This is a genomic window from Halorubrum sp. CGM5_25_10-8B (genome assembly GCF_005435095.1).
Lineage (GTDB): Archaea > Halobacteriota > Halobacteria > Halobacteriales > Haloferacaceae > Halorubrum > Halorubrum ezzemoulense.
Genome location: NZ_SGTY01000012.1, coordinates 20,439 through 42,557, shown reverse-complemented (window position 1 = coordinate 42,557; position 22,119 = coordinate 20,439). Strand labels below are relative to the sequence as shown.

Here is a 22,119-nt window from a genome sequence, read left to right as displayed (position 1 = left end):
GGACAGATGCGTGCCAAGACTCAGTCCGCCGCGCCGCGGATCGATCCGTATGGGCGAGCAGCCGACGCGAGTCGACGACGCCGAACCGCCGCCGAGACGCGCCCCCGACGACGCTGGTCGTTCGACCGATCGCGGCGCCGACGGCTCCAGCCCCGCGACCGATCGCGGCGCCGACGGCTCCGGTCCGTTGGCCGAGCGCGGCGCCGCCGCCGAACCCGACGCGCCGCGTCCGCCGGCGCCCGGGGGGCTTCCGCTGCTCGGAAACGTCCACGAACTGGCGAGCGACGCGCTCGGCTTCTACGGGCGCCGCGCCGCGGCCCACGGCGGCGTCGTCCGGTACGACGTGTTCGGGACGGAGAGCTACCTCGTCACCGATCTCGCGGCCGTCCGCCGAGTGCTCGTCGACGACCACGACCGGTACGAGAAGGGCGAGATGCCCCGGTCCCGGCTCGGCGGGCTCCTCGGCGACGGCCTGTTCCTCGCGGAGGACGATGACTGGCGGGAGCAGCGGACGACCGTACGCTCCGCGTTCTTCCGCGAGCGGGTGGCCGAGTACGGCGACGCGATGGTCGACCACGCGCGCCGCGCGGCGGCGCAGTGGGACGACGGCGAAGTCGTCGACGTCCACGCCGCGGCGACAGACTACGCGTTCGCCGTCCTCGCCGAGAGCCTGCTCGGGAGCGACGTCGAACGGGAGCGCGAGACCGTGCGGGCGGCCGCCGAGAGCGTCACCGAGCGGTTCGACACCGGGCGGATGACCTCGTTCCTCCCGGAATGGGTGCCGACCCCGGCGAACCGTCGGTACCGGCGGCGGATCGGGGCGCTTCGGTCGACGATCCGAACGCTCGTCGCCGAGCGCCGCGCGGCCGGCCCGCCCGCCGACCCGGGCGCCGCGGACGACCTCCTCGGCACGCTCGTCGCGGCCGCGGAGCTCGGGGCGATGGACGACGACCGGCTCGTCGACAACGCGGTGACGTTCCTGTTCGCCGGCCACGAGACGAGCGCGCTCGGGCTCACGTACGCGCTCTACTGTCTCGCCGACAGACCCGAATTTCAGGAGCGGGTCCGGCGCGAGGTCGCGGCGCTCGACGGCGACCCCCGCCCCGCCGACCTCGGGGCGTGCCCGGCGTTGACCGCGGCCGTCGACGAGGCGCTCCGGCTGTGTCCGCCCGTCCACACCTTCTTCCGAGAGCCGACCGAGGCGGTGAGGCTCGGGGGGTACCGCGTCCCCGCGGGGGTCGTCGTGACGCTCTCGCCGTGGGCGGTCCACCGCGACGGGCGGTGGTGGGACGACCCGACCGCGTACCGCCCCGAGCGCTGGCTGCGCGACGGGGCGGCGGGACCCGCCGACGGCGACGAGGCGGGAGGGCCCGTCCACGGCGACGAGGCTCCCGGTCCGGCGGTCGGTGAGCGCCCCGAGTACGCGTACTTCCCGTTCGGGGGCGGCCCGCGACACTGTATCGGGATGCGCTTCGCGAGACAGGAGCTCCGACTCGCGACCGCGACGCTGCTCCGGCGGCTGCGGCTGGAGCCGGTGACGACCGACCTCTCGGTGCGGGCGAGCGTGAACACGCGACCGGACGGACCGGTCCGCGTCCGCGTTCGCACGCTGGAGGAACCGCTCGACGCGAACGAGCCGTCCGATACCAGTTGACAAATACACATATGTACTTCGACAGAGATTCCTCGCGTATGGTCCGCTCAGACAGCAGCACGCGCCGTCGGATCGCCCTCGTCCTCGCGGCGGTGGCGCTCCTCTCGCCGCTCGCGACGGGAGTCGCGGCGGCCCAGTCGGTACAGAGCCCCTCCGGGTCAGTCGTCATCGCCGAGGGCGAGACGGTCGACGGCGTCGAGACCGTGGCCGCGACGATCGTCGTGCGCGGCACTGTCGAGGGGGACGTCTCCGGCGCGGCCGGGTCGATCCGGATCGCCGAGACGGGCCGCGTCGGCGGGAACGTTCAGGCCGCCGCCGGGACCGTCGTCGTCGAGGGGACGGTCGGCGGCGACGCCGAGGTCGGGGCCGGCTCCTTCGAGTTGACCGAGTCCGGGCGGATCGACGGCTCGCTCGACGTCGGCGCGGGCTCGATAACGGTCGACGGGGCGGTTGGCGGCGACGTCCGTGCGGGCGCCGACTCGGTCGTCCTCGGTCCGAACGCGGCCGTCGACGGCGAGTTCCGGTACGACGCCGAGACGTTCACCCGGAGTCCGGACGCGTCGGTCGCCGGCGGCGTCGTGGAGGACCCGAGCCTCGGCGACGGCGGCGGGAGCGGGATCGCCGGCGGCGGTGACCTCCTGCCCTCGTGGGTCGGCACCGTCTACGGCGCCGTCGCCAACCTCGTACTGGGTTCGGTCCTCCTGTTCGCGTTCCCCCGATTCTCTCGGGGAGTCGGAGACCGCGTCGGCACCGACCCGCTCGTCAGCGGCGGGGTCGGGATCCTCGCGCTCGTCGTCGCCCCGGTCGCCCTCCTGCTCCTCGCGATCACGATCGTCGGGCTCCCGCTGGCGCTCGTCGGCTTCGCGGCCTACGGCGTCGCGATCTGGGTCGGGTCCGTCTACGGACAGTACGCCCTCGGCTCGTTGATCCTCGGCCGGCTCGGCAGCCCGAGCCGGTGGCTCGCCCTGCTCGTCGGCGTCGTCGCGGTCGCGCTGATCGGGCTCGTTCCGTGGGTCGGCGGGATCGCGGAGTTGCTCGTCCTACTCCTCGGGCTCGGCTCGCTCGGGCTCGGACTGTACGACGGGTACCGCGGTCGCGACCGCGGAACCGACCCCGATCCGGGGGCAGTGAGCGTCGACTGACGGCGCGGTCCAGGTCGCGCTTTCGACGCCGACGCTCCCCTCCGCGGCGGCAAGGACTTTTTCTCACCCCGTCGAACCGGGGCGCATGGACGAGATGGACCTCCCGCGCGCCGCCGTGTCGCCCCCGATCGTCACGCCGTTCGACGCCGACGGCGGCGTCGACGCCGATGCCCTCGCGAACCACGTCGACGCGCTCGTCGAGGCCGGGCTCGACGGGATGGTCCCCTGCGGGACGACGGGCGAGTTCGCCAGCCTCTCCGACGGCGAGCGCCGGACCGTGGTCGAGGCGGTCGTCGACGCGGCCGACGGCCGGGTCCCGGTGATCGCCGGCGCGGCCGACACCGCGGTCTCCCGGGTCCGCGACCACCTGTCGGCCGCCGCGGCGGCCGGGGCCGACGCGGGGATCGTCACCCTCCCGTACTACCACGCGTCGACCGAACCGGCGGGCCAGCGGGCGTTCCTCGAGGCCGTCGTCGACGACGCCCCGCTCCCGGTGCTCCTGTACGACATCCCGGCGACGGTCGGCGAGTCGATCGACCTCGACGCCCTCGCCGGCCTGGCGCGTCGCGAGTCGGTCGTCGGCATGAAGGACACGACCGGCGACCTCACCGACCTCGAAGCGAAGGTCGCCGCGACGCCGGACTCCTTCGCCGTGTTCCAGGGCGTCGACGCGCAGCTCTACCCGAGCGCGAGCATCGGCGTCGACGGCGGGATACACGCCCTCTCGCAGGTTATCCCGGAGGTATTCGTCGCGCTCGCCGAGGCGATCCGCGACGGGGACGACGACCGCGCGCTTGCGTGCCATCGCCGCGCGGTCGCACCGCTTTTCGCCCGCTGCGCCGACCACGGCTTCGCGCCGGCGACGAAGGTCGCGGCCGCGCACCGCGGGTTCGTCCCCGACCCCCGCGTCCGGCCGCCGCTCACGCTCCCGGACGACGCCGAGCGCGAGCAGATCCGCGCGGACGTGGACGCGGCGCTGGACGTGGTCTGAGAACGCTGCGGACGGGCCCTCCGAACGACCGCGCCCGCGCCCGCACCTCGCCCGCTACCCGTCGCCGATCAGTGTCCCGTCGGCCGCCTTCGGGCCCTCGGAGTCGAAGACGACGACATCGCCGTCGGTCCGCTCGCGGGCGGTCGGGTCGTAGCCGTCGCGGACGCCGATCGCCTCCTCCAGTTCGCGCACCGCGCGCTCTTTCAATGCGGCGGCCAGCTCCTCGGCGTCATCGCGGGAGATGTCGCGGCCGAGCCCCTCGCACTCGTGGGCGCGGACGACGCCCGCCTCGTCGACGGCCTCGCCCATCGGCTGGCTCGTCCCGTTGAGGGCGACGCTGAACGGGTAGGTCCGGCAGATCAGCGGCCGGGCGTCGTGGACCGTACACGCGCCCTCGCCGTCCGACTCCTCGTAGAAGGTACAGTCGCCGCAGCCGTCGGTCGCGAGCGCCCACTCGAACGTCTCGCCGCGCGGCTCGCCGTCGGCGTCCGGTTCCAGCCCGAACGGCATCGGTCGGGCCACGTCGCGCCAGTCGTACGCCTCGCCGGACTCCGCTTCGGCGGCGTCGGCGACCCGGCGGACCTCGTCCGGGAAGACGGTCGCGGTGTGGGGCTCGCGGTCGCCGTCGTCGTCGTGACAGCCCGACTCGGAACCGGCACCGTCGCGACAGCCCGACTCGGTCTCGTCGACTCCCTCACCCGCGGGCGCACCGCCCGGCTCGTCGGGGGCGTAGCCGGTACAGCAGCCGCCACAGCGCGTACACTCGAAGCCGATGGACTCGATGGCGTCCGCGAGATCGGCGACGTCGAGGTCGCGGGCGGCGGCGAGTTCGGCTTCGAGCGGTTCCATACGCCCCCGTTGCGACGCCTCGCGGTTAACCTCGTCCCTTCCGATCACCGGGGCGACTCGGTGGCAGGCGCGCTCCGGGCGAAGGAGCGAAGTGCGGCCGCTACCTACCGAGGGGGCGTGAAGGAGTACGAGCGAAAACAGCTCCTAGAACGAGTCAACCGGGAGTCCTCGACGGTCGGCGTCGAAATCCCGGAGTCGATCGAGATCCAGGGCGAGGCGATCGACCTCCGGTCGTTCGTCTTCGAGATCAAGCGCCGCGACTCGATTCCGCCCGGCGAGCGCGACCGCGTCGACCGCGCGAAGCGGAACCTCCGTCGCGAGCGCCTCGACCGGCTCGAACCGATCGAGGAGAACGAGGTGAGCTACGAGGAGGGCGAGGCGCTGGCGTCGTCGATCATCGGGATCGACCGCGCGCTGGAGGCGCTGGAGGGGCTCGACGCCCCCGATCCGGAGACGGAAGCGAAGCGGCAGGAGGCCGCGGACCGGAAGCGCTGGATGAACTTCCTGAAGAAGGCGCTCGGCCGCGACGACGCCGGCGGCGGCGGTCGGACGCGCTTCTGATCGGGGCGCGGCGTCGGCGGCGCTCGCCGGCCGAGGGCTCAGTTCCCGGTGAAGTCGATCCGCGAGCCGCTACCGTCGCCCTTCCCGGCCGAGGGGCCGAGCCGGACGAACTCGTAGGCGTCGTCGTCGAGGTACACCGTGTCGTCCGCCACCGCGACGCCCACCGACTCGAGGACGGCCCCCTCGCAGGGCCCGAAGTTACAGTAGCCGCCGTCGGCCTCGAACGTGGCCCCGTGCTTCTGGCAGAACACCTCGCCGTTGCGCACGAACGCCCCGTCGTCCTTGTCGAGGCGCACGTCCGTCCAGTGCTGGCAGTAGTTCCGGAACGCGCGCACCTCGCCCGCGGCCCGGGTGAGGACCGCCTCGACCTCCGGCGCGCCGTCCTCGCCTTCGCCGAGGTCGCCCTCGCCCTCGTCGACCGCCTCGGAGTCGACAGGGCGCAGCGTCGCGAGCAGCGTGCTCTCCTCCGGGACCTCCTCGACGCCGGCGATCCGGCGGCTCTCGTCCATGTCCGTGGGAGGCCGGCGACCGGCTTGAACGTTGCGCGTTCCCCGGCCGCCGCCCGTCACAGCCGCTCACCGTCGTAGTACCGCTCTTCGACGCGCCGGTCGAACAGCCGCGAGAGGAGCGTCGTGAGCGGGCCGGCGACCCCCTCGCCGTCGCCGTCGACCGCGATGCCGTCGACGGTCGCCACGGGGCGGACCTCCCACGTGGAGTTCGTGAGGAATGCCTCGTCGGCTTCGCGGACCGCGTCCGGCGCGTACGTCCCCTCCTCGACCGGGATCCCCTCCGACTCCGCGAGTTCGATCACCGTTGTCCGGGTGACGCCGGGCAGGATCGGTCCGTCCAGCGAGGGCGTCTTGAGCGCTGTCCCGTCGGCGAAGAAGAGGTTCGCGGTCGCGCCCTCCGCGACGTTGCCGTCGGGGTCGAGCATGAGCGCCTCGTCCGCGCCGGTGACGCGGAGTTCGAGCCGGGCCAAGATTCCGTTGAGGTAGTTGTGCGTCTTCGCCGCGGCCGGGAGCGCGCGGCTCGCGGGCTTGCGCGTCTTGGTCGTCTGGAGCGCGGCGGGCCCGCCGTGGACCGGATCGCTCCCGACGCCGCCCCGGGGGAGCGGCTTCGCGATGACGACCACGGTCGGGTCGACCTCGGGCCGCGGGTCGAGCGTGCCGGGCTGCGTCCCGCGCGTGATCGAGAGCTTGACGTAGGCGTCCGCGAGGTCGTTCGCGGCGAGCGTCTCGTCGACGCGGCGTTTCAGCTCCGCGTCGGTGATCCCGTGGTCGAGCTTCAGCGTCTCGCAGGTGTCGGCGAGCCGGGCAGCGTGCGCGTCCCACCGGAAGACGTCGCCGCCGTACGCGCGCATCGTCTCGAAGGCGGCGTCCCCGTAGGCGAACCCGCGGTCCTCCACCGAGACGGTCGCCTCCGCGGCCGGGACGAGGTCGCCGTCGACGTGGTACAGTCGCTCGCCGTCGCCGGTCGCCGCCGAGCGGTCGGTGTCGTCACTCATGCTCTTCGCACACCTCCACGAAGTTCCGGACCATGCGCTTCCCGCGCGGCGTGAGGATGCTCTCGGGGTGGAACTGGACGCCGACGTGCGGCTTCTCGCGGTGGCGCACGCCCATCACGACCTCGCGCTCCTCGTCGGTTCGCGCGGTCTCGACCAGCTCGTCCGGGAGGGCCTCGCGCTCGACGGAGAGCGAGTGGTACCGCCCGACGCGGAGCCGGTCGGGAAGGCCGGCGAAGACGCCCTCGCCGTCGTGGGTTATCGTCGAGGGCTTCCCGTGGACGACCTCCGGCGCGTGGCCGACCCGACTCCCCCGGCTCGCGCACAGCGCCTGGTGGCCGAGACAGACGCCGAACACCGGGCGGTCGAGCGCGAAGACGGCCGTCGAGACGCCCGCCTCAGCCGGGGTTCCCGGCCCGGGCGAGACGACGACGCCGTCCGGGTCGAGCGCGCGGATCCCCGCGAGGTCGACCGCGTCGTTGCGGCGCACCGTCACCGCGCCGGCGACCTCGCCGACGTACTGGACGAGGTTGTACGCGAACGAGTCGTAGTTGTCGACGACGAGCACCCGCGCGTCGGCGTCGCCAGCGCCGGGACGCCAGCCGGCTCCCGCCGCCGCGGGCTCCGAATCGGGCCTAGCGCCCGTCTCGGCCTCGTCCACCGTCATCGCTCCGCCACCCCCTCAGCGGGTTCGTCGACCGCCATCTCGCCGGCGACGAGCGCCTCGTCGACCGCGCTCACCAGCGCCCGAGCCTTCGCGAGCGTCTCCTCGTACTCGGCGTCCGGGTCGGAGTCGTGGACGATCCCGGCCCCGACCCGGAGGTGGTACTCGGCGGCGCGGCGCACGAGCGTCCGGATGACGATGTTCAGCGTCGCGCGTCCGTCGAACCCGGCCGCGAACATCGACCCGGTGTACGGGCCCCGTCGGGTCGGCTCCAGCTCGTCGATGATCTCCATCGTCCGGGGCTTGGGCGCGCCCGTGATCGTCCCGCCGGGGAAGCAGGCCGCGACCGCGTCCGCGAGCCCAACGTCGGGCCGCGCCTCCCCCTCGATCAGGCTCACGAGGTGCATTACCTCGCTGTAGCGGTCGACGCGGCGGTACTCGCTCACCTCGACGGTACCGAACCGCGACACCTTGCCAAGGTCGTTGCGTTCCAGGTCGACCAGCATCGCGTGTTCGGCGCGCTCCTTCTCGTCGCCGGTCAGTTCGGTCTCCAGCCTGGCGTCCGCCGCCTCCGTCTCCCCGCGGGGGCGCGTCCCCGCGATCGGTTCGGTGACGAGGCGAGCGCCGCGGTCGGGGTCGTCGGTCGGCTCGCGCTCCAAGAGGAGCTCCGGGCTCGCGCTCACGAGGTCGACTCCGCTCGGGCGCTCGCCGAACTCGACCAGCCCGGAGTACGGGGCCGGGTTCACCGTCCGCAGGGCGTTGTACGCGTCGAGCGGGTGGACCGCGGCGGGCGCGGTCAGCCGCTGGGAGACGTTCGCCTGGAACGTGTCGCCCTCACGGACGTACGCTTTGACCCGGCGGACTGCGTCGGCGTACCCCTCGCGGCCCACGTCGCTCTCGAAGGTCGCGCCGGCCGCGGCCGGGTCGGGCACTGGCCCCGAACTCGGGTCTCCACCCTCAATACGGTCTATCAGCGCCGCCGCCCGCTCGACGCCCCCGTCGAACACCGTGTCGAGCGCGTCGCGGTCGGCGTCGGGGTCGTCGAGTCCTGCCGGGACGCGCGGACAGGCGGTGACTCGGAGCGTGACGGACTCGGAACCGCCGTCGGCGTCGACAGGGCACTCCCACGCCGCGATCCGGTCGAAGAGCGCGGCCTGGAGCCGCGGGAGGCCGCGGTCGTCGACCGCTCCGGGACCGTCGGACGCCGGCGGCGGGAAGTCCTCCAGCTCGCGGGCGGCGTCGTAGGAGAGCCAGCCGAACGCGCCGCACGGGTACGGCACGTCGCAGTCGCCGCGGGCCAGCGTCTCGCCGTCGAGGAGTCCCTCTAGCGCCGTCAGCGAGGGCGACGGGCGCCGGTAGTCGCCGGTGGAGGCCGTCCGCGTGTCGCCGCCCGACCCCTTCCCCTCGCCGCTCGCGGTCGCGACGACCGCCTCGTCGGAGACGGTCAGCCGCTCGACCGGGTCGACGCCGAAGTAGCCCCATCCGGACTGGCCGCCGGTCGTCTCGTAGAAGACGCCGCCGGGGCCGCGCCGCGCCCGGCGGTAGGCCGCGAAGGGGTCGTCGACGTCGACCCGGAGTTCGACCGGGACCCGGGCGCCGTCCGGCGCCGCGGCCGCGACCGCGCGGAACCGGCCCCGGTCGGTGCGTACCGTTCGGTTCATGCGACTCTCTTCGGCGGTGGCGGTGAAACAGTTGCGGTCGACCGGACCCGTCCCGGCCGTCAGAACTCGCTCGCGCGGTCGATCCACGCCGCGGCGCGCTTCTCGCCGACGCTCGTCCCCTCGGCCACGGCGGCCGCGTCCGCCGCGGCGAGATCGTCTATCGTCTCGATCCCGATCCCGGCGAGGCGCTCGGCGTACGCCGGGCCGATGCCCTTGATCTCCTCGACGCTCGGCCCGCGGTCGTCGCCGTCGACCGCGACTGCGTCCCCCTCGCCGGCCGCGGCCTCCGCCTGTTCGGCCGCCTCGTCGGTCGCGGCCTCATCGGGCTCGGACGCCTCGCCGTCGACGAGCGACCCGGTCGAGGCGGCGGCCTCCGTCTCGGCGGCGACCGCTTCCGCGTCGGCCTCGGCGCCTCCGTCGTCGGCGTCGGTCGCCGCGGGGTCGCCCTCGTCCGCGGCGGCCGCCGACTCGCTCCCGGCGGCCGGCTCCGTAGCCGTCGCGTCAGCGGCCGGTTCCGACTCGCGCTCGACGGTCACTTCTGTCTCGCCGGACTCCCGCTCGCTCGAACCGCTCCCGAAGCCGAGCTTCTCTTTGAGCTTCTGAAGTAGGGCCATTGCCCGCGGCTACACGTGCGAGATATTTAAAAACCGTCGCCGGGATCCGGTCGTCCCGTCTCGCGTGTTTATAAGTGGGATCGGGCCGTTCCGGCGGTATGGACGTTCTCAACCCCGTGATGTGGTCGGTCCACGTCGGCTTTGCCGTCCTCTGGGTCGGCAGCGTGCTGTTCGTCACCCTCGCGATTCTCCCCGCCGCGCTCCGGGGCGACATCGGCACGACCGCGCTCGGTTCGGTCGTCGGTCGGCTGCGCTGGATCACGCGGATCGGCGCCCTCGCGTTCGTCCTCACCGGCGGTCACATGGCGGGGACGCTGTACACCTTCGAGGGGCTGACGGGAACGCCCCGCGGCCACCTCGTGTTGACGATGCTCGGCCTGTGGTTCGTCGGCACCGGCCTCGTCGAGGTCGCCGGCTCGAAGCTGGCCGACGGGCTCGACGTCGACAAGCTCCGCGAGCCCGCCCGCGACGCCAAGCCGTTCCTCTACGGCGCGTCCGCCGTCTCCGTCGGGCTCATCGTCACGGCGGGGCTGCTCGCCAGCCCGGGACTGTTCTGAGGTGCGCGAGCGGCGGCGGTCGCTGACGGATGTCCGCGCCGCATCGGCCGGGCTACGCCTCGAAGAGCCGCTCGGCGTCGTCCGCCTGTCGGCGGTAGATCCCGCGCCCCTTCAGCCGCGGCACCTCGTGGCGGTGGAGCCGCTCCGCCGCCGTGTCGTACACGAGCGGGAAGACGTTCGTCCGCCCCCTCGCGACCGTGAATCCGGACATCGCCCCGAGGAGCGACGCGTCGGGGTCCGGCGTCGCGAACGTCACGTAGCCGATCGGGGTGGCCGACTCGCCGCCGTCAGCGCGTTCGGGTCGGGCGTCGATCCGGTCGACGAGCACGTCGCGGAACGCCGACGCGGTGTCGACGAGCGTCTCCGCGTCCGTCTCGTCCGCCTCGACGAGCGCCGCGAACACCGCCACGTCGCCGAGCGTGTCGTCCGTCTCGCGACTCTCCCACAGGTGGTCGAGTCCGTCTACGTCCGCGTCGACCGCCTCGAAGCCGTGTCGGCGGCGGTTCGCGGCGACCGCCTCCCGGTAGGTTGGGATGTCCATAGGTCGTCCACGATCCGCATGGTAAAAAATGACACAGGTAGCTCCGGAGCGGAAGGCGTCCGCGAGACCCGGCGTCTTCCGCGTCGGGTATATACCACTCTATATCCCTCTTAGAAACCCTTAATCGGGCGTGACGGGACGCGCAGGTGTGAGCGAAGACGACGTCGCCACGTTCGGGTTCGTCTGTGTACAGAACGCCGGTCGCAGCCAGATGTCGGCCGCGTTCGCCGAACGCGAGCGCCGCGAGCGCGACCTCGGCGACCGCGTGGAGGTCGTCACCGGCGGGACCCACCCCGCGGACGAGGTCCACCCCGAGGTCGTGGCGGCGATGGCGGAGGTGGACATCGACCTCTCCGACCGCGTCCCCCGCGAGGTCTCGACCGCGGAGCTCGACGCGTGCGACGTGGTCGCGACGATGGGTTGTTCGACGCTGACGCTCCCGGACGGCGTCGAGGGGCGCGACTGGGCGCTCGACGACCCGCACGGGCAGGATATCGATCGTGTCCGGGACATCCGCGACGAGGTCGAGGGGCGCGTGCGCGACCTCTTCGATGAGTTCTTTGACGAGGAGTAGGCGGCTCCGGCCGCGTATCCGTGCGACTCGGGGGTTTCTCTCGACGGAAATAGTCCCGGGCGGATGCGAACCGCGAGGACTCGCTTCGCTCGTCCTCTGGGCTCGAATCAATTCGGACACCTGCGGCTCGCGGAGTTGCTCGCCGCAGGATAGTCCCGGGCGGATTCGAACCGCCGTCAATGGCTGACTTCGGGCATCCGACGGGCGTTCTTGATGGAACACCCGACAGCCGCGCGTGAGCCGCAGACGCGGACGGATTCCCTCCAAAGGCCATTATGATTGGCCACTACACCACGGGACTTCGTATTCGGCTAACCGACGGGCACTCAAGTACGTTACTCTCCGCGACGAGACTGGGACGGCCCCGGCTACGCCCCCTCCTCAATCCGGTCGAACCGCTCCTCGAAGTTCTCGCGACAGGAGCCGCAACAGAAGTGGTACAGCGTCCCGTCGATCCGGGCCGACTCCCCCTCGGCGGTGACGGTGTTGCCGCACTCGACGCACTCGACCGCGAGGTCCGCGTCGCCGACCGCGGGCGACCACTCGTGGGCGTCGAGCAGCCGCACCGACAGGTCGCGCACGGCCGCCAGTCCGACCGCGTCGTCGACGAGGTCACGAGCGGTCCCCTCCTCGACGCGCGCGACGACCGTCACCTCGCCGTCTGCGGTGAGGAACGCGTGCTCGACGCGCTCGTGGCTCGCGACCGCCGCGTGAACGCGCTCGGCGTCCGCGGGCGCGACAGCGAGCGTCGCGAGGACCCGCAGCCCGTCAGAGAGCGCGTCACCGTCGATCCGAAGCGTGAACCCCTCGATGACGCCCACCTCGCGTAGCCGGTCGACCCGGTCCGACACCGCGGGCGCGGAGAGGTCCACGCGCTCGGCGATATCGCTGTACGGGCGCCGCGCGTCGGCCAGCAGCAACCGGATGATCTCCCGGTCCGTCTCGTCGAGCGTTCGCATGGGCGAGCGTTCACCCGGCGCGGGCAAAAGGCGTCCGGGAGGGGCGGGCGGTCGCGGGACCCGGTCGGCGTCGGGAACACGGGACGGTGGCGGGGAAACCGGTCGGCGTCGGGGGCGACGGAAAGGCAGTTGTGCCCGGGACGCGAACGGGCACCCATGACGACGATAGACGTCGACGGGATGTCGTGTACCGGCTGCGAGGACAACGTGACCGACGCGCTCGGCGAGCTGCCGGGCGTCGAGTCCGCGAGCGCGGACCACGAGGCGGGCACCGCGACCGTCGAGGGCGACGTGGACGTAGACGCGGTCGTGGCCGCCATCGAGGACGCCGGCTACGAGGCGTCGGCGTAGGAGACCCGACGTGCGGACGGAGCACCGCACACCCCGAACCGCCGACTTTTTTCGCCCGAGCGCGCTCGCCGAGACATGGACAGCGTACTCGTCACCGGGGGCGCGGGCGGCGTCGGCGCGTGGACGGTCGACGCGCTCGCCGACGCGGGCCGCGAGGTCGTCGCCGTCGACCGCGAAGCGCCGCCGACTGAGGAGCGCCGGGACGGCGTCGACTACGTGGCGGCGGACCTCACCGACTACGGCGAGACCCGACAGGTGGTCGACGCGGCCGCGCCCGACGCGGTCGTCCACCTCGCGGCGATCCCGCACCCCGAGGACCACGCCGGGTCGCGCGTGTTCGCGAACAACGTCGAGAGCGCGTACAACGTCTTCGACGCCGCCGGGGCCGCGGGCGCGCGGATCGTCTGGGCGTCGAGCGAGAGCTGCTACGGCACCGTCTTCGCGGCGGACGACTGGCTGCCCGACCGGCTCCCGATCGACGAGGAGACGCCGACCCAGCCCGAGGACCCGTACGGCCTCTCGAAGGTCGTCGGCGAGGAGGTGGCCGCCGCGGCGGCCCGCCGACACGGCGTCTCCGCCGTCTCGCTGCGCCTCTCGTGGGTCACGTTCCCGGGCGACGAGCGGCGCCGCGAGGCGCGCGAGACGTTCGACCCCGCGACCGCGGCCCCGAGCGGGAACTGCTGGTCGTACGTCGACGTGCGCGACGTGGTCGCGGCGGTCGAGGCCGCGATCGACCCCGAAACAGCGGTCGACGGCCACGAGGCGGTGCTGATCGTCGCCGCGGAGAACTTCCTCGGTCGCGACACCGCGGCGACGATCGAGGCGGTCCGCGGCGAACTCCCCGCGGAGTGCGACCTCGACGGCGACGAGTCGATTTTCGACTGCTCGAAGGCGAAGCGCCTGCTCGGGTGGGAACCGGGCCACTCGTGGCGCGACGGCGCAGAGCGGGGAGCGGAACGCGACGACGGGTGATCGAGGCGGGGGGATCGCGGTCGAGCCGGGGTGTTCGGGGGACGTCAGGCTCAGTCGTCGGCCGGGTCTTCCGAGTCGGCCGCGTCGCCCGGCGAGTCGCCGTCCTCGGCGGGCGCCGCGCCGGCCGCGGTTGAGTCCGCACCCTCGGTCATGGCCGTCATCGAGTCGGCGGCGCCGACCGCTCCCGCGTCGTCGACCGTCTCCTCATCGCCGATCGCTCCCTCACCGCCGACCGTGTCCTCGTCGGCAGTGTCACCGTCCTCGACCGTCGGCTCGGGCGGGCGATAGGTATAGACGAACTCCCCGGCGACGGCGTGGAACGCGCCGGTCTCGGGGTCCTCCACGACGCCGGTGTCGTTGTCGATCGCGAAGTCGACGAGGTCGCGGAGCGACCCCGCCTCGGCGGTCGGACGCTCGTGGACCGACGCGGGGAGGCGGAACGTCGTGATCCACTCCGCGAACTCGGAACGGTCGTCGCGGTACGAGAGGTACGCGCGCTCCGCGGGCGTGAGCGCGAGGTCGAACTCCCGCGTCGCGTACGCGGTGCCGCCGGCGCCGACGAGCCCCGCGAGCAGGAGGAGGGGACCCCCGAGCGACCGGAGCACGCCGTACTCCCGCTCGACGCTCACCGACTCGGTCCGCTCGGTTGTGTCGGACCGGACGCCGGGCTCGGAGACGGAGTAGGTGTCGCCCCCGTGCGTGACCGTCATGTCGAGCGTCTGCGTCGACGCGGTCGGAACCCCGCCGATCGACCCGTCGACGGCCACCTCGGTCGTGACGAACGTCTCCGTCTCCCCCGGCGAGGCGCCGAGCTGCTCTTCGATCGACGCCACGCGCCCGTCGATCGCGGTGCTGTTGAGTTCGAAGGAGGCGTCCACCGTCTCGCCGGGCGCGACGTTGGCGGCCGTCTCCGACGCGATCGGTTCCGTCTCGCGCCAGTAGACGGTCCCCTCATCGCCGACGTTGCGGGTGACGAGCGCGGAGTCGAGCTGGACGGTGACGTTCTCCGCGGTCGACGCCGCGTAGCTCGTCGTCACGTTCACGTCGAGCTCGGGCGCGATCCGCGTGAAGTACGTGTCGCGGCCGTCCAGCACCACGCCGGTCTCGAAGACGGTGTTCGGCTCCGTCACGGTCGCGCTGTGGCGGTACTCGCTTTCGACGGTCAGCGAGGAGACCGTCCGGCGCTCCGTCTCCGTGCCGGGGTCGACGTGCGTCGTGTACACGAGCCCCGCGCCGGCCGCGGCGAGGAGGAGGCAGACCGCGAGGATCGCGGCGGACTGTGCGTTCAGCACGGCGCGGAGTCTGAGTCGACGTTCGTTTGGTTCTGAAGACATGTGTTACCTGTAGAGCTCGCGGAGGAGTCGCTTGTAGAGCGGGGGGCGCTCGCGGGAGTCGCGAGACCGGATCCGCGCGGGCTCGCCGCGTAAGAGCAGGAGGCCGACGCCGACGATACCGCCGCCGAGCAGCCCGTTTATTGCGACGAGCGGCGCCCAGGGGTGGACGCCGTACAGCTCGTCGACGATGCCGGGCGGCAGCACGGCGAGGTAGCGGTGTTCGACGACGAACAGCCGATAGTATCCCGTCTCGTCGGGCGCGGACAGCGTCACCGTCGTCGAGGCCTCGCCGCGACTGGCGACCGAGAGCCGCTCCGGCTCGACGTCGACGCCCGGGCTCGCCGGCGTGACGTACGCGTACACGGGGACGAGCCCCGCGTTGGGGACGACGTACTCGATCTCTTGGCTCGTGCCGCGCTCGATGACGGTCGGGTTCTCGGACTCGAACTCGGCGCTCACGACGCCGTACTCCTGCGTGCCGGCCGGGAGGACCATCGCCGCCGTCGCGGTGGCCATCAGCACCAGCGCCAGCGCGCCGAGGATCGCCAGCACGGAGGTGCCGTCGTCGCGCGACCGGTCGCGCGAGTCGCGGTCGCGCGAGCCGGCGTTGAGATACCAGTCGACCGCGTAGGCGACGAGCGACAGCCCAAAGATGATGTACGCGAGCCCCTGCGTTCCCTGGAACGAACGGACGCCGAACGTCACCGCGAGCCACGTCTGGACGGACTGTAACGCGGACTGGAACCCCATAGCGACGGTCCCGAGGTGCGGGATCACGACGACGCTGCCGCCGATCTGGAGCGCCTTCGCCACCACGTCCGCGTCCTGAACGACCGGCTCGCCGCCGTCCTGATCGGTGAACGGGTTGTTGTCTCCCCGAGTGATGTAGCCCCGCTCGGCCTCCTCGACGACCCGGTGGGTCGTCAGCCCGCCGCCCTGGATCTCCTGTGCCTCGAACGTCACCACGTCGCCCGGCCCGATCCCGCCCGCGAGCTGTGCCGGGACCGCCACGAACCCGTCGCCGGGAGCGAGCGTCGGCTGCATGCTCCCGGTCTCGACGTAGCTGAGGAGGACCGGTTGGCCGAGGAGCTGTCCGACGACCAGCGAGACGACGACCAGCACCGCGGCCGCTTGGAGCGCGACGGACAGCGTTCGTTTGAGTGACATGGTGTCGAACTCGGCTCGGAGACGGACCCGGGGCGGCGACCGCCGCGAGGCGGTACCTGTCGCGCGGCCGTCAGGTAGTCGTCGATCGCTGAACGGCGGCGTGTCCTTATAACTTCGTGGGTGGCGGCGAACCGGATCGGGCGGCCGCCGTCGGCCCTACTCGTCGAAGGCGCCGGCGGCGAGCAGCGCGAACGGGCCGATGAACCCGAGGCAGAACCCGAGCAGGTGGACGTACAGGTTCACGACGCTCCCGCCACCCGAGGGGTCGGACGGGAAGCCGACGACGGGGTAGCCGACGGCCACCAGCCCGCCGACGACCAGCAGTTCCCCGTAGCCGGGACGCGACGCGACGGCGGCCGCGTGCGTCCGGACCGCGGGCGGGAACCGGACCTCGCTGCTGGCCGCGTACAGCACCGCGAGGAGCGCGCCCGCGACGCCGATCGCCAGCCCCGCGACCCCGATGCCCGTCGTCGAGACCGGCAGCGCGAGGAGGGCGATCCACCCGACGAGCGCGAAGAAGACCGCCGGCAGCGCGCGCAGCGAGGCCGCGGGCGCGAAGTGTTCGCGGGCGTAGCAGTACCACAGGATCGGGAGCAGTCCGGCGAGCGCCATGTTGATCCCGGAGAAGCCGAAGCCGATCGCGTCCCGCGGGACGGCGAGGTTCAGCGCGGACAGCGCGAACGGGAAGGCGCCGAGGTACGTCGCGAGCGACGTGAAGAAGAGCCGCCGTCGCCCGCCAAGGACGGCGAGCGCGTAGCCGACGCCGGCGAGGAGCCCGTATCCGACGAGGTTCCCGAGGAGGTGATCGGTTCCGAGGTGGACGTAGTGCGCCGCGAACGCCGACGGCACCGTCGGGTCCGCGTACGCGAACGCGAGCGAGCGGCGGGTCGCCTCCGGCAGCGCGAAGACCGCGAGCAGGACCGCGGGCACCGCGAGCAGGACGAGCAGGTCGGTCGCGCGGACGCCGGCGAGCATCTCCTGACTGAACGTGCGGTCCGGCCGACTACCGTCGACGGAGCGATCCGACGGGCCGCCGTCGACGGAGCGATCGCGCTCGTCGGTCGCAGACGTGCTCACGGCCCGTGGGTCGTCGACCAGCGGTTAAGACCTGTCGGCGCGCGCCCCGGATGCGGCCCGGGGCTCACGACCGCGGCATCCGGCGGAACAGCGCGAGTCCGGCCACCGCGAGGGCGAGCGCGGCCAGCAGCCCGCCGAGTTCGACGAACTCGATCCCCCCGGGTTCCTCGGTCGGCCCGGCCTCGGTGTCGGCGGCGCTACTCGCCGCATCGGAGCCGCTCGCCGTCTCGGCGCTCTCCCCGTCGCCGCCAGTCGCCTCGGAGTTACTCCCCTCACCGCCCGCCGGGTCGCCGCCGGGGTCGCCGACGAGCAGGGTCCCGGCGGGGGTCCCGCCGACCGCGAGGTCGTACGCGCCGGCGGCCGAGACCGTCTCGTCGAACGAGAGCGTCGCCGTCTCGTTGGGCGCGAGCGCGACCATCTCGCTCGCGACCGAGTTACCGTCGACGGTCAGCGGCACCGCGCGCTCGCCCGCCGCGCCGCCCCCGTTTCGGACGGTCGCCCGGACGGTGACGTTCTCGCCGGGATCGATCGCCTCGGGCGAGACGGCCGCCGCGGTCACGTCGAACCGGGGCTCGCGCGTCGCGACCGCGAACGTCGAGAACTCGGTCGTCGTCGCGCGGAAGTGGACCCGGTCCTCGGGGAGCCCCAGGATATCGACGACCGCCTCGTCGACGACCTCGACCGACACCGCCTCCCAGTCGCCCGCGTCCGTCTGCCGGTAGAGCGTCACGTCCGCGGGGTCGGTCCCGGTCGCGTTGAGGTAGTCCCGGTCCGCGCTGAGCCGGATCGTCATCGCGTCGACCGCGTCGGGCGCGAACTCGTGCGCGAGCGAGAGGTACCCGACCGGACGGGGACGCGTGGGCGCGGTCAGCGCGCTCCCGTTCGCGAAGGGGACCGGGCTCCCCGCTGCGTTCAGCTCGACGCGGTCGTTCCGGACGCCCGCCAGGTCGATCCCCTCCAGCGTGACGTTGTCGCGGTCGATGGGCATCCCGTCGGCCCGGAACCGGACCTCCGCACCGGACTCGACGCCGCTCGCGACGAACTCGCGGCGGTCCGCGCTCGGCGAGGCGACCGCCGTGGTCGGGCCGCCGTCGCCGAGCCGCTGGACAGTGCCGCCGCCCGTCCCCTCTACCTCGTCCGGCTCCGCGACCTTCGCCTCGATCGAGAACTCGTCGGCGTCCAGCCGCGTCCCGGCGGTCGCGCCGCGCGCGTCGAACGCCAGCCCGACCGAGACCGTCTCGTTCGGCGCGAGCGTGACGTTGTTCGCCTCGCCTTCGATCGAGTCGCCGCCGGCGACGAAGGTGACGTTCTCGCTTCCGTCCCCGATCCAGACGTGCGCGTACTGGTCGGCCGTGTACGTGATCGTGAACACGTTGTCGATCCTTCCGGTCGTGTCGACGTTCACGCCGTCGAATGAGGGATCTCGGATGTTCGGGTTCGACGCCGAGACGTCGATCGCGATCTCGTTGGCGTCGTTCAGGTAGGCGTACCGCCCGTTCGGCCCGTCGGCTGGCTGGATCGCGAGGTCGCCGTCGGCGACGGTGTCGGCGTCGCCGTCGATCACCACCGCACCCGTAGCGAACGCGAGCGACCCTGCGGCTACGAGGAGTAGGGCGAGGGTCAGGGTGCGGCGAGTGGTAAACATCGTATTTATTGGGGAATCAGAGCCGTATAGAACTAGGTGGTTCTGGTTAATATAACGAACACCAACAGAATTTGATAATATAAAGTGGCAGCCGGATTCGGATATCTCGACAGCATTTATAAATAAGCAATATGAATTGAAATATATGCCCGGTGGGGTACTAGAGCTCCGTCGCTCGCAGTAGCACAGTAACGTTGTGCTCACCGGTTTCGACTGAACTGGGTACGATCACACGGACACCGATTCCGATTCCAATTTCACCCGGTTCAAGAGTACGGGGAGTATTCTGATTGATCGCCTTCCTTTGATTATCGGTAACATCGAAGAGTTCAATCTGGATCTGATCATCCGCCGGTTTCGGGATTTTCTCATCTGCCCCAATAGGTCGTATATCTTGGAGGTCATCTGTATCACCGACCGTAGCAGCGGCAAATTGAATATCGCGATCTGACTGATTTTGGACGGTGAACAAAGCTGGCCCTGACCTATCGGCCGGATCTGTTAGTTCGGTTGTGGCGCGTTTATTAAACCCACTTCCAACCGCAAGGTCGTTGAATTCAGTCAAATCAATTTGAATAATTCCACTCCCAGTTGGTGGGCTATTTTCACCAACCAGATCCGTTGGGGTTGAGGATTGGATACCCAGATACGCATCTTGATCTTGGACAATGCTCAGATTGAACTCTCTGTCCGCGGTTATTTGACTAACTGCCCCCGTACCGATCACACCCGTTCCGACCGAGGCCGCAGTACCAAGACCGAGCAGGAGGTTTCTTCGCTTCATGGGTGTGAGTGATTAATTTGATCCTTAGATGTTCACGTTGAACTGGTGATCACTAATCGTAGTGCTGCCAGGGTCGTCTTCCTCCGCCCGGAAGACGGTCAGGAAGTTGCTATTACGCGGATTGTTCGATCCGTACACAAGGAGACGAATATCAACATCGGCGCTGTTACCCGAGCCCAGCTCAATAGCACCGGCAGTACTGGTCTGACCTAAGACGCGACTTGTTGTGGTTGCGGATTTACTGGTCTTGTCCTCACCACCCGGATACGTGATGTCTTTATCGGTACTGTTGTCACCGTCAGCGAGCAATTCAACGGAGCGTGCTCCGCCACTTGTCGGGTCAACAGCATTACCATTACTGGGATTGGCGAAGCCAGCCCAGACGTAGAGCTTTCGATCGCTTTGGTTGGTGATCTGGAATGCGTCGGCAAGGGTTGTGTCCGCACGGTTGTTAACACCCTGTCCGCTAGCTCCAGAGACACTGCTAGTGAAGTCAATCGTCAGGGTACCATCACTTGCTTCATTCACGAAGTCGTTCGCATTTGACTTCGGAGTGAGACCGAGGTATGCGTTCTGGTCCTGCGCAATACGCAGATTGAAGTCACGGTCAGCAGTGATCTGGCTTACTGCTCCCGTACCCACTGCGGCCGCGCTACCTGAAGCCAATGCGCCGATTCCGGCGAGGAACTTGCGTCGGTTTGCCATAGTTGTGTAACCTCGTTGTCCGCACACGACCCGCGGGCCGCCGACGCGAGACATCCCGCGTCACCCGGGGTCGCTCTACTACACCCATGGGGCCTATCCCATATCGTTATGAATTTCCAGAAACACTTCCGGGCGGGACTGAAGCCCCGCCCGCTCCGTTCCGACCCCGCCTGAACCCCGGTTCGATCGGTTCAGGCCGGTCCTGAGACCGCGTTCAAGCCCGGCCTGAAGCGGTGATCATCGTCCGTGTGACGAGGGTGGTAGTTACTGAAACCTGATAATATCGGGGAGAGCGCCCGCGAATAGAATCCGTATTACGCCACGTATCTGCTTTTTAGACCGTCAAAAGCCGACTTACGCGTTCGTGTTGACCCGCGAGTGAACGAGGAGAAAGTTTAGCAGATTATCATAACCACGGGATTTATGTTGGCCTATTCATATATGTCAGACAGAAATGGCGTCGGTACAGCGGCCGGACGGGCGGGGGGCAGAACCGACGACTGAGGTGTCAGAAGACGACCTGTTCGACGTGTTGGCGAACCAGCGTCGGCGGTTCGCGGTCCATCTGTTGAAGCGGGAGGAGAAGGACAGAGTCGAGATCGGCGACATGGCCGAACAGATCGCGGCGTGGGAGAACGGGACCGACATGGCGGAGATCACGGGCGACGAGCGCAAGCGCGTGTACACCGCCCTCCAGCAGTCCCACCTGCCGAAGATGGACGACGCGGGCGTCGTCGAGTTCAACAAGGACCGGGGGATCGTCGAGCCGACGCCCGCGCTTCAGAACGTCGACCTGTACATGGACGTGGTCGAGGGGAAGGAGATCCCGTGGAGCGACTACTATCTCGGGCTCTCCGGCGTCGCCGCCGCGCTCGCCGGCGCGGTGTGGCTCGGCGCGTGGCCGTTCACCCTCCTGCCCGAGATGGCGTGGACGGTCGCCATCGTCGTCGCGTTCGCGTTCTCCGCGATCACGCACAAGTACTACACCGCGGAGATGAAGGTCGGCGAACCCGAGGAACCCCCGGAACTGACGTAGGGCGCAGCGGTTCAGGCGGTGCCTTCTGCGGTTCCGGCGCCGCATAACTTAGGGTCGAAACGGGCTATAAACGACAAACGACGCGTGACGACACCCTCAATATGAAACGACGAACCCTCATCCTGCTGCTCGGCGGCGCGAGTTCCGGCGCGATGAGCGTCGGCACCGGGGCGTTCTCCAGCGTGGAGGCCGAGCGCGGCGTGGAGGTGAACGTCGTCGAAGACGATGAGGCGTATCTGGGTCTGGACAAGATCGCTCACACGGTCTCCGGTGACGACAGAACCCGTGTGATACAGGTCACGAACCAGTTCGGCGGAGCACTCGATCTAACGATAACGGTCGATCAGAAAGGCAGCGCAATTGACGAGATAGAGGGGGAAGAGATCAAAGTTGAAGATGATAGAAATGAAGAGGACGACAGTGGAGAGGAGGCCGACGAGAATGACAGGTGTGAAGATGACGACGGACTCCTCTGTATTGGTGCGGAAGCATTCATTACCGTTGAATGCGAGAGATCCGGACGTGCGGAATTCACGCTCAGGTTTGAGGGAACGGTCATCGAAACCGGAACGACCGTAGACAAGACGCGGACGTTCGAGATTTATTGCGACGACGAAGAGGCCAAGGCGAGCGAAGAGGAGGACGAAGAAGGCGAGGACGAAGAAGGCGAGGACGAAGAAGGCGAGGACGAAGAAGGCGAGGACGAAGAAGGCGAGGACGAAGAAGGCGAGGACGAAGAAGGCGAGGACGAAGAAGGCGAGGACGAAGAAGGCGAGGACG

The 22,119-nt window shown here is 70.3% G+C and carries 23 protein-coding genes, 1 tRNA gene and 1 pseudogene; 10 read left to right on the top strand and 15 right to left on the bottom strand.

Annotated elements, in window-relative coordinates; translation table 11 throughout:
• The first annotated feature begins 49 nt into the window (after positions 1–49).
• The 3 genes from EXE51_RS12225 to EXE51_RS12215 all read left to right on the top strand — a co-directional run bounded on the left by EXE51_RS12225 (position 50) and on the right by EXE51_RS12215 (position 3,787).
• Positions 50–1,654 carry a cytochrome P450 gene (locus EXE51_RS12225; protein WP_137692758.1) on the top strand — a complete coding sequence of 535 codons (1,605 nt, stop codon included), beginning with the start codon at positions 50–52 and terminating at the stop codon, positions 1,652–1,654.
• A gap of 38 nt (positions 1,655–1,692) precedes the next feature.
• Positions 1,693–2,796, top strand: coding sequence for a polymer-forming cytoskeletal protein (locus EXE51_RS12220; protein WP_137692757.1), 1,104 nt, complete (start codon positions 1,693–1,695; stop codon positions 2,794–2,796).
• Between the two features lie 85 nt (positions 2,797–2,881).
• Positions 2,882–3,787, top strand: coding sequence for a dihydrodipicolinate synthase family protein (locus EXE51_RS12215; protein ID WP_137692756.1), 906 nt, complete (start codon positions 2,882–2,884; stop codon positions 3,785–3,787).
• A gap of 54 nt (positions 3,788–3,841) precedes the next feature.
• Here the strand turns inward: EXE51_RS12215 and EXE51_RS12210 are convergent, their stop codons facing one another.
• The gene (locus EXE51_RS12210; protein ID WP_049932355.1) at positions 3,842–4,636 is read right to left on the bottom strand and encodes a YkgJ family cysteine cluster protein; all 795 of its coding nucleotides are present in this window, start codon (positions 4,634–4,636) and stop codon (positions 3,842–3,844) included.
• Positions 4,637–4,753: 117 nt separating this feature from the next.
• Between EXE51_RS12210 and EXE51_RS12205 the strand changes: the two genes are divergently transcribed.
• The gene (locus EXE51_RS12205) at positions 4,754–5,197 is read left to right on the top strand and encodes a DUF5788 family protein (RefSeq protein WP_049932494.1); all 444 of its coding nucleotides are present in this window, start codon (positions 4,754–4,756) and stop codon (positions 5,195–5,197) included.
• Between the two features lie 38 nt (positions 5,198–5,235).
• Here the strand turns inward: EXE51_RS12205 and EXE51_RS12200 are convergent, their stop codons facing one another.
• The 5 genes from EXE51_RS12200 to EXE51_RS12180 are packed head-to-tail and all read right to left on the bottom strand — an operon-like array spanning position 5,236 to position 9,637.
• Positions 5,236–5,706, bottom strand: a complete 471-nt coding sequence (locus tag EXE51_RS12200; protein WP_137692755.1) for a Rieske 2Fe-2S domain-containing protein — start codon at positions 5,704–5,706, stop codon at positions 5,236–5,238.
• A gap of 56 nt (positions 5,707–5,762) precedes the next feature.
• Positions 5,763–6,701 (bottom strand): aminotransferase class IV, encoded by a 939-nt coding sequence (locus EXE51_RS12195; protein ID WP_094495267.1) that lies wholly within the window; start codon positions 6,699–6,701, stop codon positions 5,763–5,765.
• Positions 6,694–7,365, bottom strand: a complete 672-nt coding sequence (locus tag EXE51_RS12190; protein ID WP_241990633.1) for an aminodeoxychorismate/anthranilate synthase component II — start codon at positions 7,363–7,365, stop codon at positions 6,694–6,696. Before EXE51_RS12190 ends, EXE51_RS12195 begins: the two co-directional genes overlap by 8 nt.
• Positions 7,362–9,023: an anthranilate synthase component I family protein gene (locus tag EXE51_RS12185; protein ID WP_137692754.1), complete on the bottom strand. Its 1,662-nt coding sequence runs from the start codon at positions 9,021–9,023 to the stop codon at positions 7,362–7,364. The genes EXE51_RS12190 and EXE51_RS12185 overlap by 4 nt, the downstream gene beginning before the upstream one ends.
• 59 nt (positions 9,024–9,082) lie before the next feature.
• Positions 9,083–9,637 (bottom strand): helix-hairpin-helix domain-containing protein, encoded by a 555-nt coding sequence (locus EXE51_RS12180; protein ID WP_137692753.1) that lies wholly within the window; start codon positions 9,635–9,637, stop codon positions 9,083–9,085.
• A 98-nt stretch (positions 9,638–9,735) separates the two neighbouring features.
• Here EXE51_RS12180 and EXE51_RS12175 point away from each other — a divergent pair, with 98 nt between their 5' ends.
• A complete protein-coding gene (locus EXE51_RS12175; RefSeq protein WP_049932345.1) occupies positions 9,736–10,194 on the top strand; it encodes a hypothetical protein in 459 nt (152 codons plus the stop codon).
• Positions 10,195–10,246: 52 nt separating this feature from the next.
• Here EXE51_RS12175 and EXE51_RS12170 read toward each other — a convergent pair whose 3' ends face one another.
• Positions 10,247–10,735: a hypothetical protein gene (locus EXE51_RS12170; RefSeq protein WP_137692752.1), complete on the bottom strand. Its 489-nt coding sequence runs from the start codon at positions 10,733–10,735 to the stop codon at positions 10,247–10,249.
• A gap of 148 nt (positions 10,736–10,883) precedes the next feature.
• Here EXE51_RS12170 and EXE51_RS12165 point away from each other — a divergent pair, with 148 nt between their 5' ends.
• Positions 10,884–11,309: a low molecular weight phosphatase family protein gene (locus EXE51_RS12165; protein WP_094521395.1), complete on the top strand. Its 426-nt coding sequence runs from the start codon at positions 10,884–10,886 to the stop codon at positions 11,307–11,309.
• Positions 11,310–11,459: 150 nt separating this feature from the next.
• Here the strand turns inward: EXE51_RS12165 and EXE51_RS12160 are convergent.
• Together EXE51_RS12160 and EXE51_RS12155 are read right to left on the bottom strand one after the other, a co-directional pair.
• Positions 11,460–11,610: transfer RNA gene (locus EXE51_RS12160), tRNA-Gln, on the bottom strand.
• 67 nt (positions 11,611–11,677) lie between these two features.
• Positions 11,678–12,268, bottom strand: coding sequence for an AsnC family transcriptional regulator (locus EXE51_RS12155; protein WP_049932338.1), 591 nt, complete (start codon positions 12,266–12,268; stop codon positions 11,678–11,680).
• Between the two features lie 156 nt (positions 12,269–12,424).
• On the opposite strand from EXE51_RS12155, the gene EXE51_RS12150 reads away from it, so the two are divergent.
• Together EXE51_RS12150 and EXE51_RS12145 are read left to right on the top strand one after the other, a co-directional pair.
• Positions 12,425–12,619 carry a heavy-metal-associated domain-containing protein gene (locus EXE51_RS12150; protein WP_007344879.1) on the top strand — a complete coding sequence of 65 codons (195 nt, stop codon included), beginning with the start codon at positions 12,425–12,427 and terminating at the stop codon, positions 12,617–12,619.
• Between the two features lie 75 nt (positions 12,620–12,694).
• Positions 12,695–13,591 carry an NAD(P)-dependent oxidoreductase gene (locus EXE51_RS12145; protein WP_137692751.1) on the top strand — a complete coding sequence of 299 codons (897 nt, stop codon included), beginning with the start codon at positions 12,695–12,697 and terminating at the stop codon, positions 13,589–13,591.
• A 50-nt stretch (positions 13,592–13,641) separates the two neighbouring features.
• Here EXE51_RS12145 and EXE51_RS12140 read toward each other — a convergent pair whose 3' ends face one another.
• From EXE51_RS12140 to EXE51_RS12115, 6 genes are all read right to left on the bottom strand, one after another.
• Complete coding sequence (locus tag EXE51_RS12140) at positions 13,642–14,925, bottom strand: DUF5305 domain-containing protein (RefSeq protein ID WP_137692750.1); 1,284 nt, start codon at positions 14,923–14,925, stop codon at positions 13,642–13,644.
• A 3-nt stretch (positions 14,926–14,928) separates the two neighbouring features.
• Complete coding sequence (locus tag EXE51_RS12135; protein ID WP_049932334.1) at positions 14,929–16,092, bottom strand: signal peptidase I; 1,164 nt, start codon at positions 16,090–16,092, stop codon at positions 14,929–14,931.
• A gap of 156 nt (positions 16,093–16,248) precedes the next feature.
• Complete coding sequence (locus EXE51_RS12130) at positions 16,249–17,169, bottom strand: hypothetical protein (protein WP_049932333.1); 921 nt, start codon at positions 17,167–17,169, stop codon at positions 16,249–16,251.
• Positions 17,170–17,233: 64 nt separating this feature from the next.
• On the bottom strand, positions 17,234–18,814 hold the full coding sequence (locus tag EXE51_RS12125) for a CARDB domain-containing protein (protein ID WP_137692749.1): 1,581 nt from the start codon (positions 18,812–18,814) through the stop codon (positions 17,234–17,236).
• A 160-nt stretch (positions 18,815–18,974) separates the two neighbouring features.
• Positions 18,975–19,598, bottom strand: a complete 624-nt coding sequence (locus tag EXE51_RS12120) for a hypothetical protein (RefSeq protein ID WP_137692748.1) — start codon at positions 19,596–19,598, stop codon at positions 18,975–18,977.
• Positions 19,599–19,622: 24 nt separating this feature from the next.
• Entirely contained in the window at positions 19,623–20,303 is a 681-nt protein-coding gene (locus EXE51_RS12115) for a hypothetical protein (RefSeq protein WP_137692747.1), read from the bottom strand.
• 454 nt (positions 20,304–20,757) lie between these two features.
• Between EXE51_RS12115 and EXE51_RS12110 the strand changes: the two genes are divergently transcribed.
• On the top strand, positions 20,758–21,339 hold the full coding sequence (locus EXE51_RS12110; protein WP_137692746.1) for a hypothetical protein: 582 nt from the start codon (positions 20,758–20,760) through the stop codon (positions 21,337–21,339).
• 101 nt (positions 21,340–21,440) lie between these two features.
• Positions 21,441–22,119 (top strand): annotated as a pseudogene (locus tag EXE51_RS17540) (hypothetical protein); the annotation flags it as partial.